Annotated in this window: 14 protein-coding genes; 3 read left to right on the forward strand and 11 right to left on the reverse strand. The window is 66.6% G+C overall.

Annotated elements, in window-relative coordinates:
- Window positions 1-6 precede the first annotated feature (6 nt).
- The 4 genes from DFR29_RS01955 to glyA all read right to left on the reverse strand — a co-directional run bounded on the left by DFR29_RS01955 (window position 7) and on the right by glyA (window position 3,721).
- A complete protein-coding gene (locus DFR29_RS01955; RefSeq protein ID WP_133816863.1) occupies window positions 7-615 on the reverse strand; it encodes a riboflavin synthase in 609 nt (202 codons plus the stop codon).
- A 55-nt stretch (window positions 616-670) separates the two neighbouring features.
- Window positions 671-1,741: a bifunctional diaminohydroxyphosphoribosylaminopyrimidine deaminase/5-amino-6-(5-phosphoribosylamino)uracil reductase RibD gene (ribD, locus tag DFR29_RS01960; RefSeq protein WP_133817072.1), complete on the reverse strand. Its 1,071-nt coding sequence runs from the start codon at window positions 1,739-1,741 to the stop codon at window positions 671-673.
- Window positions 1,742-1,811: 70 nt separating this feature from the next.
- The gene (gene nrdR / locus DFR29_RS01965) at window positions 1,812-2,333 is read right to left on the reverse strand and encodes a transcriptional regulator NrdR (protein WP_133816864.1); all 522 of its coding nucleotides are present in this window, start codon (window positions 2,331-2,333) and stop codon (window positions 1,812-1,814) included.
- 134 nt (window positions 2,334-2,467) lie between these two features.
- Window positions 2,468-3,721 (reverse strand): serine hydroxymethyltransferase, encoded by a 1,254-nt coding sequence (gene glyA, locus DFR29_RS01970; protein ID WP_133816865.1) that lies wholly within the window; start codon window positions 3,719-3,721, stop codon window positions 2,468-2,470.
- 120 nt (window positions 3,722-3,841) lie between these two features.
- On the opposite strand from glyA, the gene DFR29_RS01975 reads away from it, so the two are divergent.
- Window positions 3,842-6,049, forward strand: coding sequence for an O-linked N-acetylglucosamine transferase, SPINDLY family protein (locus tag DFR29_RS01975; protein ID WP_133816866.1), 2,208 nt, complete (start codon window positions 3,842-3,844; stop codon window positions 6,047-6,049).
- Window positions 6,042-7,034: a glycosyltransferase gene (locus DFR29_RS01980; protein WP_133816867.1), complete on the forward strand. Its 993-nt coding sequence runs from the start codon at window positions 6,042-6,044 to the stop codon at window positions 7,032-7,034. The genes DFR29_RS01975 and DFR29_RS01980 overlap by 8 nt, the downstream gene beginning before the upstream one ends.
- Window positions 7,035-7,114: 80 nt before the next feature.
- Here the strand turns inward: DFR29_RS01980 and DFR29_RS01985 are convergent, their stop codons facing one another.
- Window positions 7,115-7,591, reverse strand: a complete 477-nt coding sequence (locus DFR29_RS01985; protein WP_133816868.1) for a hypothetical protein — start codon at window positions 7,589-7,591, stop codon at window positions 7,115-7,117.
- A gap of 393 nt (window positions 7,592-7,984) precedes the next feature.
- Window positions 7,985-8,461, reverse strand: coding sequence for a hypothetical protein (locus DFR29_RS01990; RefSeq protein ID WP_133816869.1), 477 nt, complete (start codon window positions 8,459-8,461; stop codon window positions 7,985-7,987).
- Between the two features lie 265 nt (window positions 8,462-8,726).
- On the opposite strand from DFR29_RS01990, the gene ettA reads away from it, so the two are divergent.
- Entirely contained in the window at window positions 8,727-10,388 is a 1,662-nt protein-coding gene (ettA, locus tag DFR29_RS01995) for an energy-dependent translational throttle protein EttA (protein WP_133816870.1), read from the forward strand.
- Window positions 10,389-10,522: 134 nt separating this feature from the next.
- Here ettA and DFR29_RS02000 read toward each other — a convergent pair whose 3' ends face one another.
- The 5 genes from DFR29_RS02000 to DFR29_RS02020 form a co-directional block, all read right to left on the reverse strand.
- Window positions 10,523-11,410, reverse strand: coding sequence for a glycosyltransferase family 2 protein (locus DFR29_RS02000; RefSeq protein WP_133816871.1), 888 nt, complete (start codon window positions 11,408-11,410; stop codon window positions 10,523-10,525).
- 14 nt (window positions 11,411-11,424) lie between these two features.
- Window positions 11,425-13,290, reverse strand: a complete 1,866-nt coding sequence (locus DFR29_RS02005) for a hypothetical protein (RefSeq protein ID WP_133816872.1) — start codon at window positions 13,288-13,290, stop codon at window positions 11,425-11,427.
- Window positions 13,291-13,378: 88 nt separating this feature from the next.
- Window positions 13,379-14,308, reverse strand: a complete 930-nt coding sequence (locus DFR29_RS02010; protein WP_133816873.1) for a class I SAM-dependent methyltransferase — start codon at window positions 14,306-14,308, stop codon at window positions 13,379-13,381.
- Entirely contained in the window at window positions 14,305-15,522 is a 1,218-nt protein-coding gene (locus tag DFR29_RS02015; RefSeq protein WP_133816874.1) for an ABC transporter ATP-binding protein, read from the reverse strand. Before DFR29_RS02015 ends, DFR29_RS02010 begins: the two co-directional genes overlap by 4 nt.
- Entirely contained in the window at window positions 15,519-16,310 is a 792-nt protein-coding gene (locus DFR29_RS02020) for an ABC transporter permease (protein WP_166653813.1), read from the reverse strand. The genes DFR29_RS02015 and DFR29_RS02020 overlap by 4 nt, the downstream gene beginning before the upstream one ends.
- Window positions 16,311-16,325 lie beyond the last annotated feature (15 nt).

Consider the following 16,325-nt stretch of genomic DNA (forward strand, 5'->3'; position numbering starts at 1 on the left):
CGGGATCTATTCGTCGCTGTCGTCGATGAGGCTGCCCAGGCGCTCGGCATAGCGCGCCATCAGATCGACCTCGATATTCACCGGTGTGCCGGCGGCGCAGTCGCCGAAGGTGGTGTTCTGCATCGTATGCGGAATCAGGTTGACGCCGAAGCGGCGGCCATCGACCGCGTTCACGGTCAGGCTGACGCCGTTGATGGCGACCGAACCTTTCGCGGCGATATAGCGCGCCAGCGCGGCCGGCACGGCAAACGTCCAGCGCAGCGAACGCGCCTCGGGCAATACAGACACCACTTCGCCGACACCGTCGACATGGCCGGAGACCAGATGCCCGCCGAGGCGGTCGGCCAGGCGCAGGGCCTTTTCCAGATTGACCCGGCTGCCCGGCTTGAGCTGGCCAAGGGTGGTGCAGTTGAGCGTTTCGACCGAGACGTCGGCGGCAAACTGCGTGCCGTCCAGTGCAATCGCGGTCAGGCAGACGCCGTCGACGGCGATGCTGTCCCCGAGCCTGACGTCGGCCAGGTCCAGCCCGCTCGCGTCTATGCTGATGCGCAGGTCGCCGCCGACGGGTTCCAGCGCGGCAATGCGGCCTACAGCCTGGATGATTCCGGTAAACATTTATCGTTCTCTAAAAAAATCAAAAAAAGAGCGCGACAGCGGTGCGCGACGCGCCTCATACGGCGCTTGCCTGCCGCAGCAGCAGGCGCCAGTCGTCACCGAGCTGGCGCTGTTCGACGACCCGCAGCGGCCAGCGCCCGGCCATGTCCGACAGTGTGGGCAGTTGCAGCAAGGGCAAGGCCGCGTCGCCCAGCAGCAGCGGCGCGATATACAGCAGCAGTTCGTCGACCAGGCCGGCGGCGAACAGCGCACCGCCCAGGCCGGGGCCGGCTTCGACCTGCAGTTCGGCGATGCCGCGGCGGCCGAGCTCCTGCAGCAGCGGCGGCAAGTCGATACGCCCCTGCTGCAACGGCTGCGCGAGGTATTCGATGCCGGCCTGCGCCGGCGGCGGCGGCACGGTGTCGCCATGGACGACCAGGGTCGGCAGAGTGCCGTCGAGCAGATGACAGCCCGGTGCGAGCGCGTCCAGGCGCGCGTCCAGCACGATGCGCAGCGGCGGCGCGAAGTCGGCCGCGTCGTCCAGGCGCACGCTCAGGCGCGGGTTGTCGGCGCAGGCGGTGCCGGCGGCGGTGAGTATCGCGCTGCTGCGTGCACGCCAGCGCTGCACGTCGGCGCGCGCCGCGGCGCCGGTAATCCACTGCGATACACCGTTGTGCAGCGCGGTGCGGCCGTCCAGGCTCTGCGCCAGCTTCAGCCGCAGCCATGGCCGGCCGCGCTGGATGCGGCTGAAAAAACCGCGGTTGATTTCAAACGCCGCGTCGCGCAGCAGGCCGGTTTCGACCGCAATGCCCGCGGCTCGCAGCCGCGCAAAGCCCTCACCGGACACCTGGGGAAACGGATCTTCGATCGCCGCGACCACGCGCACGACGCCGGCTGCGATCAGCGCGTCGGCGCAGGGTGGCGTGCGCCCGTGATGCGCACAGGGCTCCAGCGTCACGTAGGCGGTGGCGCCGCGGGCGCGTCCCGCCGCTTCGCGCAGCGCGAACACTTCCGCATGCAGTCCACCGGCGCGCCGGTGCCAGCCGCTGCCGACGACGTCGGCGCCCTGGGCGATGACACAGCCGACACGGGGATTGGGCTGCGTCGTATACAGGCCGCGTTCGGCCAGGCGCAAGGCCAGCGCCATGTGCTGGCGGTCGAGCGCGTCGAGCGCCGCGTTCACGACGCGGCCGGTCCGGTGCGACGGCAGCTACAGTTCACGACTTCTTACGCTGCACCGGGGCGCCTTCGCCGAGCAGAGGCAGCTGCAGGCCTTCCAGCACCGGCAGCTCGCGCTCGAGTTTCTCGATTTCCTCGCGGAATGCCTGCACGTCAGTGAAGCGCCGGTAGACCGAGGCAAAGCGCACGTAGGCGACGGAGTCGATGCGGCGCAGTTCGTCCATCACCCATTCGCCGATGCGGCGCGAGGGAATTTCACGTTCGTTGACCTGGCGCAGGTTGCGCAGGATGTTGCGCACCACTTCATCGACCGCATCGGAAGACACCGGCCGCTTCTGCAGCGAGCGCTCCACGCCGATGCGCAGCTTGTTTTCGTCGAAGGCCTCGCGCCGGCCGTCGCTCTTGACGATGGCTGGCAGCTTGATTTCAGCCGTTTCGAAGGTGTTGAAGCGTTCGCCGCAGCCGGGGCATTCGCGCCGGCGCCGCACCGTTGCGCCGTCCTCGGCCAGGCGCGAATCGATCACGCGGGTGTCTTCGTGCTGGCAAAAGGGGCAATGCATGGGTGCGCATCGTAATGCGTAAACGGCAAATCGTGAAAAGCGCTAAGAAAGTTCAACAGGATACGGCGCAGCGGACAGGTAATTTGCGCGCCTCTGCCCTGGCCAAGGCCTGGACAGAGGCGGGCCGATCGCACTCAGCCGTAGACCGGCAGGCGCTTGCATTGCTCGGTCACGGCCGCGCGCACGCGGGCCAGTACGCCGTCGTCGGTCGGCGCGTCGAGCACATCGCAGATCCAGTTGGCCAGGTCGGTGCAATCGCGCTCGACATAGCCGCGCGTCGTCACCGCCGGCGTGCCAATGCGCAGGCCCGAGGTAATGAACGGCGAGCGCGGATCGTTCGGCACGGCGTTCTTGTTCACCGTGATATGCGCCTTGCCCAGCGCGGCTTCCGCGTCCTTGCCGGTGACGTCGCGGCCAATCAGGTCGATCAGCATCAGGTGGTTCTCGGTGCCGCCGGAAACAATGCGGTAGCCGCGCGCGGTCATGGCCGCGGCCATGGCTTTGGCGTTCTTCACCACTTGCTGCTGGTAGCTCTTGAATTCGGGTTCCAGCGCTTCCTTGAACGCAACCGCCTTGGCCGCGATCACATGCATCAGCGGACCGCCCTGGATGCCCGGAAACACCATCGACTGCAGCTTCTTTTCGATCTCTTCGTTACGCTTGGCGAGGATGATGCCGCCGCGCGGACCGCGCAGCGTCTTGTGCGTGGTCGAGGTGACGATGTCCGCATGCGGCACCGGATTGGGGTAGACGCCAGCAGCGACGAGGCCAGCCACGTGGGCCATGTCGACGAAGAAATACGCGCCGACCGACTTGGCGATCTGTGCCATGCGCGCCCAGTCGATCAGCTGCGAATAGGCGCTGAAGCCGCCGACCAGCATGCGCGGCTTGTGTTCGTCGGCCAGGCGCTGGATTTCGTCATAGTCGATCAGGCCAGTGACCGGATCGATGCCGTATTGCACGGCGTGGTAGATCTTGCCGCTGAAATTGACCTTGGCGCCGTGCGTGAGATGGCCGCCGTGGGCCAGGCTCATGCCGAGGATGGTGTCGCCGGGATTGAGCAGGGCCATGTAGACCGCCGCATTCGCCTGCGAGCCCGAATGCGGCTGCACATTGGCGTAGTCAGCGCCGAACAGCTGCTTGACGCGCTCGATGGCCAGCCTTTCCGCAATGTCCACAAATTCGCAGCCGCCGTAGTAGCGCTTGCCCGGATAGCCTTCGGCGTACTTGTTGGTCAGCACCGTGCCCTGGGCTTCGAGCACGCGCGGGCTGGCGTAGTTTTCCGATGCGATCAGTTCGACGTGGTCTTCCTGGCGCTGGCGCTCGGCCTCGATGGCCTTGGCCAGCTCCTCGTCATAACCGGCAATGCACAGGTCCTTGGCAAACATGGGAGAATCGCCTTCTGGGGCTGGGAATCCGCCGATGTTAGCGGTTTCAAGTCCAATCTCCCACTGAATAAGGCGCGTCCCGGCGACGTTTTCCGCCATCTCGCCGCTGCCGGATTTTCCGTGTCCGATCAATCGTCTGCACCTCTCCAGCAGGCCTTGGCCCGGGGCGACCTGGGCACGGCCGAGCGCCTCTGCCGCCAGGCCCTGGACCACAAGCCGGCCCAGGCGCGACTGCACCTGCTGCTGGGCCAGCTGCTGCGCCGGCGCGGTGCGGCTGCCGAGGCGATCTCGGCCCTGAAGCACGCCCTGGCACTGGACAGCGACGACGCCAACGCGCTGCGCGAACTGGCCATGGCCGCACTCGAAGCCGCCCAACCGGCGCAGGCCGAAGCTGCTGCGCGCCGCCTGCGCCAGCGCCTGCCCAACGATGCCCAGGCCGCTTTTCTGCTGGGCCATGCGCTCGGCCTGCTGCATCGTTTCGCCGAGGCACAGGACCAGTTCGCCGCGCTGGGCCAGGCCGCAGCGCTGCTGCAAGCACGCCTGGGCCTGGTATCCGACGCACTCGCTCGCCAGGACGCCGCCGCCGCCCGCTTCCATGCCCAGGCACTGGTCGAGGCGCAGCCGCTGGCCGCCGCTCACTGGGACGCGCTGGGCCAGGCCGCCGCCGCCGCGCAGGACTGGAACGCCGCCGCCGCCGCGCTGCGCGAGGCCACACGGCTGGCACCGCAGGAACTGCCCCTGTGGCAACGCCGGGCCGCCGTGCTGGATGCCTGGCGCCAGGGCGGCGACGAACCCGTTGCGGTGAGTGAGCACCTGCTGCGGCTGCAGCCCGATTCGCTGGACGCGCTGCAGCAGCTGGGCCTGGCCCAGATCGGCGCGCAGCAGACCGCAGCCGCCATCGCCAGCTTCGACCGCATTCTCGCGCGCAACCCCGCCCATCTGCTGGCACGCTGGGTGCGCTTTCATACACCGGCCCTGCCCTGCTTCGAATCCGCAGCACAGCGTGCGCAATGGCTGCAGGACTGGCGCGACGGACTGGCCGAGTTCGAAACCCTGCCGCCGCGACAGCCGGGGCTGGCCGAAGCGGCGCAGCAGATTCTCGGCAGCGTGCCGAACTTTGCCCTGGCCTACCAGGACGGCGCCCAGCTCGACCTGCATCGGCGCCATGCGGCTGTCGTGCGCAGGCTGCTGGATGCGGCTACCGACCGCGCCTTTACCGACCTGGCACCGCGCGCGTTACGTCAGGGCCGCCGTCGCATCGGCCTGGTATCGAGCTGCCTGCATCAGCATTCCGTGACGCGCGCCTGGGCCGAGGCGCTGCTCGATCTGCCGCGAGACGCGTTCGAACTGTGCGTTTTCCACACCGGCACGCGCGACGACACCATGGTGCAGCGCTTCCGCAGCCGCGCTGATCGCTATGTGGCCGGCGCCGACAGTTTCCTGCGCTGGACCCAGCGCCTGCGCGAAGCCGAACTCGACGTACTGATCTTCCTCGACCTCGGCCTGGACGTGACCAACCAGTGCCTCGCTGCGCTGCGGCACGCGCCGGTACAGGTCGCGACCTGGGCCCACCCGGTCACCAGCGGTGCAGCGGCGATCGACTACTTCCTCGGCGCCGCAGCGGCCGAACCGCCCGATGCAGAGACGCACTACAGCGAAATCCTGCACCGCCTGCCGCGCCTGGGCGGCTGTTTCGCCCGGCCGGTGCAAGCGGTAGTGCCGGCACCGGCCGAGAGCAGCAGTGCGCAGCTGCTGTGCCTGCAAAACCTATACAAGTTGCAACCGCAGCACGATGCGCTGTTCGGTGCAATCCTGGCCCAGCTGCCGCAAGCCAGGCTGGATTTCCTCACTGCCGCAACGGCGCAACAGGCCGCCGGCTTCGAACAGCGCCTGCACCGCAGCCTGGACGCGTTCGCGGTCGATCCGGCGCGAATTCGCGTACGGCCAGTCGTATCCGCCGCGGAGTATCACGCCGCCATCGGCAGCGCCGACCTGCTGCTGGACACCTGGGGTTTCTCCGGCGGCATCACGACGCTCGACGCGCTATGGCAGGAACGTCCCTGGCTGACCCTGCCCGGCGAATGCATGCGCGGCCGCCAGAGCTACGCCATGCTGCGCCAGCTCGATCTGCCCGAGCTGGTTGCCGACTCGGCCGACGACTATGTGCGCCGCGCCGTTGCCCTGGCCGGCGATGCGGCGCAGCGGGCCGCGCTACGCAGCCTCATCGCCGAACGCAAGCACGACCTGTTCGAGGATCGCGGCGTGAGCCTCGCTCTGGCCGAATTCCTGCGCACGGTGCAAATACCCGCTGCGGCAAGCCATGCCTGAGTACGCGCCCACCGATCCGCAGCACGCCGCCGCACTGCTGCAGCAGGCCATGGTGGCTGGTCAGTCCGGACGCTGGGAACAGGCCGCCGCCGGCCTGCGCGATGCCTGGCGCGCCGATCCGGCACAGCACCTGGCCGGACAAGGTCTGCTCGAATGCGCCGCGCAACTGCTGCGCCAGGGCCGGCAAGCGCCGCCACGACCGCCGGATGCACTGGCTGCCGGCGCCATTTCGGTGATTGTCTGCAGCGTGGAGCCGGCACGCCTGGCACGGCTGCGGCACGATCTGGAACGCGAGCTGGCCGGCGAAGACTGGGAACTGGTGCATATCGCCGACGCGCGCTCGCTCAATGACGGTTACGCGCGCGGAATGGCGCGGGCACGGGGCGAATTGATCGTGCTGTGCCACGACGACATCGGCATCCTGACGCGGCGCTTTGCCCAGCGTCTGCGCGAATATCTGGCGCGCTTCGATCTGGTCGGCGTCGCCGGCACCGACCGGCTCAGCGGACCGAAATGGTTCTGGCAGGGGCCACCGCACACCTATTCCTGGGTCAGCCAGCCGCACGGCCAAGCCTGGCTGGCAGGACTGCTCGGCGCCTACGGTCCGCTGATCGACGATGCACAGGCGCTGGACGGGGTATTTCTTGCTGCACACCGCGCGACGCTGGAGCAACTGGGCTTCGACGGTGCACGCTTCGACGGTTTCCACTTTTACGATCTGGACCTGAGCTGGCGCGCCCACCGCGCCGGCCTACGCTGCGCGATCGGCCTGGATCTGCTGATCTGGCACGCGTCCGGCGGCAATTTCGCCGCCAGCTGGCAGCAGTATGCGCAACGCTTTGTGGATAAATTCCCCGATATTGCGCCGCGCCAGCCGGCCGGTCTGTATCGACCCGGCACGCTGATGTTGCCCGATGCGAACCTGGCCGAACCTGTCTACGACTGGATCGCGCACTGGCTGCAGCAGGCGTCACCGTCGCGCTGATCCGGGGCCCGGCAACAGAAAAAAGCACGGCCGCTGACGCGGCCGTGCCTGCTATGGGCGTTCCTTGCCCGCGCTACCGCTTACGGATAGCAGCTGCTGCTGTAGGGAATGAAACCGTTGTTCCAGCCGACCACCTTGTAGTAGTTGACCGGCCCGTTGTAGCTGCTTTCGTTGGAACAGGTCGAGATGGCTGCGGAACGGGTGTCGCCGCCGCTCGCGGCGCGGTAGACCGAACCGTTCAGGTCGATGCGCACCGACGCCGGAAACAGGGCGATCGCACCGGACAGGCTGACGTAACCGTCGTAGATCTGCGTGCACACGGCGTTGATATCGCCGGTATAGCAGTCGAAATACTGCTTCACGAAGGCCGGGCCGAAGCCCGCACGGTCGAACACCTTGTGGCCGTTGACGTAGATCTGGGTACGGGCGCCGCTGGTCGAAGTGACGTTCCAATACGACTGCAGATCGCTGACGCTGGTGAAAGGCCCGTTGCTGTACTGCGCGCTGGCCAAGCCGGGAAGGAGGACAGCCAAAGCCAGACCGATAAGTTTCTTCATTTGCTAACTCCATTTATGCAGAAGGATGAACATCCGTGAAGGTCGCCGCCGGCCGCTCCGGATGCGGCAATTTCCATGGCGGCGGCGACCAGACAATGATGCCGCTGCGCTGTCGCACAGGTCGCGACTGCCGCTTGCGCCGGGCGCAGAAACAAAAAAGAAAGGGCTGCTTGCGCAGCCGAACTGTCGGGACGAAACCGACCGCTTTCACGGTTGGGTGCCGCCGGTGGTGGAGATCAGCCGAGGGCGCACCACCGCCGGCCGGCATGCCGGGCATCGGGCGCGTAGAAACCCGATGCCCGGCAAAGATGCACAACGCAGTACCTGCATCGTTCGATTGAAGCACCGGCGACAGCCCGGCTTTCAACGGACGGTCAGGTCACCTCAGCCGGCTCAGGGACACACGTTGGTGTAGTAGGGAACCCAGCCGTCCATGTAGGCCGTGACGAGGAAAAACGTCTCGACGCCGTAGTAGCTGGTATCGCCGCTACATGTCTCGATATCGACGATATCGAAGCCGCTGCCCGTGCCATTGCGGTACAGCGAACCGTCGACCCAGATCTTGGCGCTGGCTGGAATGGTGGAGACAAGGTCGCCGAGCAACTCGGCGCCATCGTGCAGATCGTTGCAGTCCACCCGGATATCGCCGGTCGCCGAACAGGTGAAGTACTGCTTGACGAAGGCCGGGTTGAAACCGGGCACATCGAGCACTTCGGCGCCGTTGACGAAGATTTCGGTATGGCCGCCGCCCGCATTCGCATTCCAGTAGCTGGTCAGCGCGCCCACATTGGCGAACGGTCCGTCGCTGGCTGCCGCAATGCCCGAGGACAGAATCGCAACCAGCGCAAAACCGCAGAGTTTCCTGATCATGTAGAGCTCCTTGTCGATGATGACTTCCGTGAATGTCGCCGCCGGCCGCTCCGGAAGCGGCTCAGTCCTTGGCGGCGGCGACGACAACAAGATGCCCGGCAGGGATCGCAGATCGCGCGACTGGCGCCCGCAGGCTGCAACTTCCGATGGGGCCGGCTCGACCCGGGGCGGAATGCCGCGGCGGGGCTCATACCCTCGTCGCACTGGCCGCGACGGCGGGCTTGGCCGATAATCGCGGACTTTTCCGCCTTCCGGAACCGCTTCCATGCAGTACGTCTACACCATGATCGGGGTGAGCAAGATCGTTCCCCCGAAGCGCGAGATCATCAAAGACATCTCGCTGTCGTTTTTCCCCGGTGCCAAGATCGGCCTGCTCGGCCTGAACGGCTCGGGCAAGTCCACCGTGCTGCGCATCATGGCCGGCGTCGACAAGGATTTCCTCGGCGAAGCACGGCCGCAGCCCGACCTGAAGATCGGCTACCTGCCGCAGGAGCCGGAGCTGGACCCGAACAAGACCGTGCGCGAATGCGTCGAGGAAGGCGTCTCCGACATCCTGCACGCGCAGCAGCGCCTGGACGAGGTCTACGCCGCCTACGGCGAGGAAGGCGCAGATTTCGACAAGCTCGCCGCCGAGCAGCAGCGCCTGGAAAACATTCTCGCCGTCACCGACGCGCATACGCTGGAACGCCAGCTGGAAGTCGCCGCCGACGCGCTGCGCCTGGCCGAATGGGATGCCAGGATCGGCAACCTGTCCGGCGGCGAGAAGCGCCGCGTGGCGCTGTGCCGGCTGCTGCTGTCCAAGCCCGACATGCTGCTGCTGGACGAACCGACCAACCATCTCGACGCCGAGTCGGTGGAGTGGCTGGAACAATTCCTGGCCGACTTCCCCGGCACCGTGGTCGCCGTCACGCATGACCGCTACTTCCTGGACAATGCCGCAGAATGGATTCTTGAACTCGACCGCGGCCGCGGCATTCCGTGGAAGGGCAACTACACGTCCTGGCTGGAACAGAAGGACGAGCGCCTGAAGCAGGAAGCGCAGCAGGAGAAATCGCGCCAGAAGGCGATCCAGCGCGAACTGGAATGGGTGCGCCAGAATGCCAAGGGCCGCCAGTCCAAGGGCAAGGCACGCCTTAACCGCTTCGAGGAGCTGAACTCGGTCGAGTACCAGGCGCGCAACGAAACCAACGAAATCTATATTCCGCCGGGCGAACGCCTCGGCGACATGGTGATCGAGTTCCGCCACGTGTCGAAGGCGTTCGGCGACCGCCTGCTGATCGACGATCTGTCCTTCCGCGTGCCGCCCGGCGCGATCGTCGGCATCATCGGCCCCAACGGCGCGGGCAAGTCGACCTTCTTCAAGCTGCTGACCGGCGTGGAAAAGCCCGACAAGGGCGAGATCCAGATCGGCCAGACCGTGCAGCTGGCCTATGTCGACCAGTCGCGCGAATCCCTGGGCAGCACCAACAACGTCTGGCAGGAAGTGTCGGGCGGCTCGGACATGATCACGGTAGGCAAGTACCAGACGCCGTCGCGTGCCTACATCGGCCGCTTCAACTTCAAGGGCCAGGACCAGCAGAAGATCGTCGGTTCGCTGTCCGGCGGCGAACGCGGTCGCCTGCACCTGGCCAAGACCCTGATGCAGGGCGGCAACGTACTGCTGCTGGACGAACCGTCCAACGATCTCGACGTGGAAACCCTGCGCGCGCTGGAGGAGGCGCTGCTGGAGTTCCCCGGCTGCGCCATGGTCATCTCGCATGACCGCTGGTTCCTCGACCGCATCGCCACCCACATCATCGCCTTCGAAGGCGATTCCCATGTGGAATTCTTTACCGGCAACTACCGCGAGTACGAGGAAGACAAGAAGCGCCGCCTCGGCGACGAAGCGGCCAGGCCGCATCGCATGCGGTACAAGAAACTGGTCTGATTGACGCTTGTCTGTGCAACACGAGGCCGCGCCTTGCGCGGCTTCGTCGTTTCTGGCACCTGCCTTGCTTCGATATGCGAGCCGTGCGGCCGTTTGCCGGTGCTACGTAGCCGGAGCTCGCGCTGTCGCCCGTATCAGCGCCGCCACTTGCGCCAGAGCAGCAACGGCAGCAGTGCTGTGAAACGCAGCCACACGCCCAGCCAGACCACGCCACGCAGCACGGGGTTGGCCGCCGCGGGATCGAAACGGCGAAACCAGCGCCACATGCCGCGATGCTTGTGCCAGCTGACAAAGACCGGCCGGTGCCGGCTGGAGCCGCCCTTGCCATGCACCACAGCAACAGAACCGGCATAGCAGACGCCGTAGCCCGCATCGCGCAGGCGCCGGCACAGGTCAAGGTCTTCGCAATGCAGGAAATAGCCTTCGTCGAAGCCGCCGATCGCGGCGAAGGCCTCGCGTGGCAACAGCATCAGCGCGCCGGAAATTGCCTCGGCAGGCTGGTCCAACCCGCGCAGCGCTGCGTCGGTTGCGTGATTGACGCCCTGCAATGCCGGCCAGCGCGCAGCAAAACGATCCAGCCGCAACAGGCTGCACAGACTGCGCCGCAAGGTGGGGTCTCGCCGCAGCGAGGCGGGTTCGTCACGCCCCTGCGCGTCCTGGATGCGCGCACCCAGCACACCGGGGCGCGGCAGCGCCGCCGCGATGCTGCGCAGGCGCGCGACCGTATCGGGCTGCAGCAGACAGTCGGGATTGAGTATCAGCAGCATGTCGCCGCGCGCCAGGCCGGCGACGCGGTTGACGCCGGCGCCAAAACCGAGATTCCTGCCATTTTCCACAAGGCGAAAACGCGCGTCGGCACCGAATTCCGCCGTCAGCAAGGCGATGCTGCCGTCGCTGCTGGCGTTGTCGCTGAGCAGGATCTCGACCGCCACGCTGCTGGCCAGTGCACGGCAGACGGCATCGACCAGGCCAGGGCCGCTGTCCGCGGCGACGATGACGATGCTGGTCAGCCCGGCCTGCATGGCTGCAGGCGGGCTCAGACCCCGGCCAGGGTCTTGTCGCCGAGTTCGCGCGCGTGCTGCCACAGGCGCGGCCAGGCGTCGTAGTTTTCGGCCAGCTGGTTCAGTTCCTGGCGCAGTGCTGCGGCACAGGCACTGCTGTCATAGTCATCGTTCCAGTCGCCCAGGCGCGGCGGCGCCTTGGCGATCAGGGCGCGGCCATTGGCGTCGATGATGCTGCGCACGTCGGCCTGCCAGAACACCGGCGCGTCGGTAGCGGCTTCGAACTGCTGCTGCAGGCGTTCGATCGAATCGGCGCGCACATAGTTAAGGTATTCGCGCAGATGGGTGCTGCGCGCGGTTTCGCCGGCGCCGGCCAGGTCGCGGAAAATTTCTGCCAACAGGCCCAGGCGCTGGCCCGGGTCGCTGGCGACGAAGCTGCCGAACTGGCGCTGGATGAAGTCGGTGGCGAAATGATTCACTCGCGGCGTATTCGGCAGCATCGTGCGCTGCGTGCGCCGGCGCGACTGTTCCTGCACATGGCCGACTGCAACCGGCAATTCCAGCGCCAATGCTTCGGGATGACAGAAATGGGTAGCGGCTGAGAACAGTGCGTCCTCGCCACGGCCGACGGCATTGGTACACGGCAGCAGTTCGGAATTGTCGAATGCGAACGGGGTGAACCAGGAAATCGGTGCCAGCCGTGCGCGCTGGGTGCCCTGCCACAGGAACTGCGCCTCGACATTGCTCAGGTAGGCATCGCGGCTGGAGCACAGGTCGGCACGGCCGGCGGCGTCCAGGTGATAGATCCAGGCCGCGCTTTCCGAACGGGCACTGCCGTAGGTGCCCTGCTGGGTCAGCAGCACGCGGGTATTGCTGTCCAGATGTGCCAGCCGGGCCAGGTTGAGGCCACGCAGTGACTCGCGGTTGAGGCCGAATTCCGGCCGCCGGACCAATTCGCCGATGCCGGCACCGCAGACGTCCAGGTGCAGTGCGAACGGGTCATCCGGTATTTCGTCGCCGGCGGCAAGCGCTTCTTCCATATTGCGATAGAACCGCGCGAACGGCAGCTGGGTCGGGCTGAGGTCCAGACCGTTGCGTGCCAGCTCATGCCGGCGCAGGGGCAGGCGCTGGTCGTCGTCGAACAGGGTGAAACGACCGCCGGCCGACAGCAGCAAGGCCAGGTTCCAGCTGCGCCCGCCGCCGAAACGCGTGGCGCCGGCCTGCGGCAGCAGCAGGCTGCTCAGAGCGGACTGCACGCCCGGCACGGCCTTGGCGAAGCGCTCGACCAGGCGCTGGCGTTCGGCCGGTCCAACGTAGGTCACTTTGCAGCCGGTGGTCCGAGCGAACTCGCGCAGCAGATCGCGATGGCGGTCGATGCTGGGGGCCAGCGCCGAATCGTCCAGCACGACGTAGTGGCGGCCGGCACGGTGACGCCGCTCGTACTCGCTGATCGAAGCGAGCAGGCGCTCCAATTGGGCAGGACGATCGCAGGCACGCACAAAAATCGCGCGCAGCGGCGCCGGTGCCGCTGCAGTGTCCGTGACCAGGCGCTCGGAAAAGCGCGTGTCGGAAATCAGCAGATCGCGCTCGATCAGGCTCTGCAATACGCGACCTACTGCTTCGCGCTGGTTTTCCAGGCCTGGAATGGTGCTTTGGATGCGTGCGACGTGCTCGTCCAGCGTGCGGAATTCACGGCATTGATCCAGCGCCTGCAATACCTGGAAGGTCATGACATGGGCTTCGCCCGTGCGCTTGACCTGAAACACGCATTCGCTGTTGGACAGCGATGCGACCAGCGCATCTTCGGACGCGTACACCGGCGCATTCGGATCGGGCCGCACGGAAGCGGCGGCGCCGGGAGTTGCGTCGAAGGTGTATTGGTATTGCAGATTGTTGCTCATGCCGCCTTGTCGCCTTTGCCTCACGCGGGCGAACGCGCATCAGGCGCGCCGCTCCAGTCGATTCGAGATGGTGTTGGGATTGCGCCGTTCAGCGCCGCGCCGCCAGCCAGCGTCGCCACCAGGGCGTCGCGGTGGCAGTCGCAGCCGCCGGCGCTGCGACGCCGGCCGCGAGTACGGCGTGCTCGCGCTGCAGCGCAGCCAGCTGCGCTTCCAGCTCGGCAATGCGCCCGCCGGCGGCCATGTTCTGGCGGATTTCGTGATTGTAGTGCCGATAGACCGTTTCGTCGCGGTCGCCGAACCAGGACGAGGCCGGCAGCGGTGGCAACGGCTGGCGCGAGCAGACGGCAATGAAATACATCGGCGCGTAGTGCAGCCCCTGTTCCACCCCACCGTCGCCATCGGCCGTGGCGTAGTGCCCGGCTCCTTGGGGATCGGGCGGGTCCAGCGACCAGATCGCCGACTGGAACAGCAGGCGCTGGGCATACAGGCGCACATAAGGGAAGCGCCGGCGCAGCAACTGCTCGAATTCGTCGCGATACAGCTCGCGGACGTGGTACTCGTTGCGAAAACCGGCCGCGTCGCTGTAGGTGGCCTTGTCCGGCGAGGAAATCACCAGCAGGCCATCATCGGCCAGGGCATGGCTGAGGCCGTCCAGCAGGGCGTCCTGGGCCTCGACGTGCTCCAGGGTTTCGAACGAAACGACCAGATCGAAGCCCCCCGCCGGCAGCTGCAGGCGCGTGGCGTCGGCCTGCTCGTAGCGCAGATTGGCCAGCGCAGCGTAGCGCGCACGCGCGTGGGCCACGGCGGCGGGGTCGATATCCAGGCCGAGCACGGCGGCGGCCGACTGGGCCAGCACGGCACTGCCATAGCCTTCGCCGCAGGCCGCGTCGAGTACGCGGCGACCTTGCGCCCAGGGCTGCACCAGTGCGTAGCGGTGCCAATGCTCGTACCAGATCTCGCGCACGCATTCGGGCGTGAAGCGCTCTCCGGTGAACTCCAGCGGGGCGCCTATGCTCATTCGCCGCGAATCCTGCTCAGGGGGGCGGCATGTTCCCAGACGTGGGCCAGGCGTACCAGTCCCGATTCGGAACTGCGCCCCTTCACAGTCAGGCTGCGCTCGACCGTGTCGAACAGGCGCATGCCTTCGCTGTCCAGCGGATGCACGCGCACGGTATAGCTGCCGGGCAGCAAGGGCAGTTCGCCGAAATGCAGCACGATGCGGTAGTCGCCGTCGGCCAGCGGTGCCGGCTGGACTCCATCCATATCGCTGCTGACGCCATAGACCGGTGTGCCGTCGGCGCGCACGATGCCTACGTTGACCACCGGCACGCGGCCGTCGCGGGAGGCGATGGTGGCCTCGATGCGCAGCGCTGCGCCCTGCTCCAGCGCGGGCAGCGTTTCGGCTTCCTCGCCGTTGACCCGTACAGCACGGACGTGGAATTCCTGCCCGCGCAGCGTATCGAGGTCGCGCGCCGTGCCCTGGGTGTCGGCGGATTTGCGCTCGTGATAGGCGAGATAGGCCTGGGTCACCTCGAACACGTCTCCCTGCGCCTGCATGCGCCCCTGCCGCAGCCATAGCGCCTGCCGGCACAGCTTCTGGATGTGATACATGCTGTGCGACACGAGGATCAGGGTGCCGCCACCGGCGAGGTAGTCCTCCATCCAGCGTATGCATTTTTTCTGGAACGACTCGTCGCCGACAGCCAGCACTTCGTCGGTGATGAGCAGGTCGGGCCGGGTCGCGGCGATGATGGCAAACCCCAACCGCACCACCATGCCCGAAGAATAGTGTTTGACTGGCTCGTCGATGTAGTGGCCGATGTCGGCGAACGCGACGATCTCGTCCTGGCGCGCGGCCAGTTCCTCGGCGGAAAAACCCTGTAGCGCGGCGGCCATGGCGATGTTGTCGCGGCCGCTGTACTCAGGATGGAAACCTGCACCCAGCTCAAGCAAAGCACCGATGCGGCCATTGACCCGCACCTGGCCTTGGCTCGGTGTCAGCACGCCGGTCAGCAGTTTGAGCAAAGTGGACTTACCCGCACCGTTGTCGCCGATCAGCCCCAGCGACTGGCCGCGCTGCACTTCGAGCTCGATACCGCTGAGCACAGACGTGGACTCGCCCGAGGTCTTGCCCGCCAGCAAGGCAAGCAAGGCACGCAGGCGGTCGCTGCGACGGAATACGCGCGGATAGCTTTTGCCCAGGCCGGTGGCCTGTACCAGCGGCGCGCTCACAGGAAATCCTCGAAATGCCGCTGCAGGCGACGGAACGCGAACACGCCCGCGGCCAGCGCCAAAGCAACAGCCAGCACGCTGCAGAACACAGCCCGCAGGCCGGGCATCGGCATGTCAAGCAGGGCGAAACGCAGGTACTCGACAAAGCCGGTCATCGGGTTGAAATCGAACCAGCTGCGCACGCCCTCCGGCATGACGTAGCGCCCGTAGAACACCGGCGACAGGAACATCCACAACATCAGCATCTGCGGCAGCGCCGGCGCAATGTCGCGCACGAATACCTGCAGCGCCGCCAGCAGCAAGGCCAGCCCCAGCGCAAACAGGAAAAGCAGGGCCAACGCCGGCAGCATCAGCAGCAACCCGGCCGGCGAGATGCCGGTGCCAATGACCAGCATGACCAGCAGCAGACCGATGAACCCCACGCCATGGATCGCAAAACTGGCCAGTACCGGCGCCAGCACCAGCGCCGCCCGTGGCAGGGCGACCTTGCCGAGCAGGCTGGCATTGTCCTGGATCGCCGTGGTGGCACGGCTCAGGGCTTCGGCAAAAGCCGTCCAGGGCCACATTGCCACGACCAGGAACGGCACATAGCCCGGTGCGTCGGCGCCGGGCAGGCGCTGGCGAAATACATAGCCGAACACGAAGGCATATACCGCCAGTTGCACCAGCGGCTGCAGCAATGCCCAGGCACCACCGCTGAAGCTACCGAGATAGCGGTTGCGCAAATCGCGCCGCGCCAGCTGCAGCGCAAGACTCAGTGTCGGCTTAAGCGCCGCTGGCGTAATCACGCCCGGATCGCGCGA

Source organism: Tahibacter aquaticus (assembly GCF_004363655.1).
GTDB lineage: Bacteria > Pseudomonadota > Gammaproteobacteria > Xanthomonadales > Rhodanobacteraceae > Tahibacter > Tahibacter aquaticus.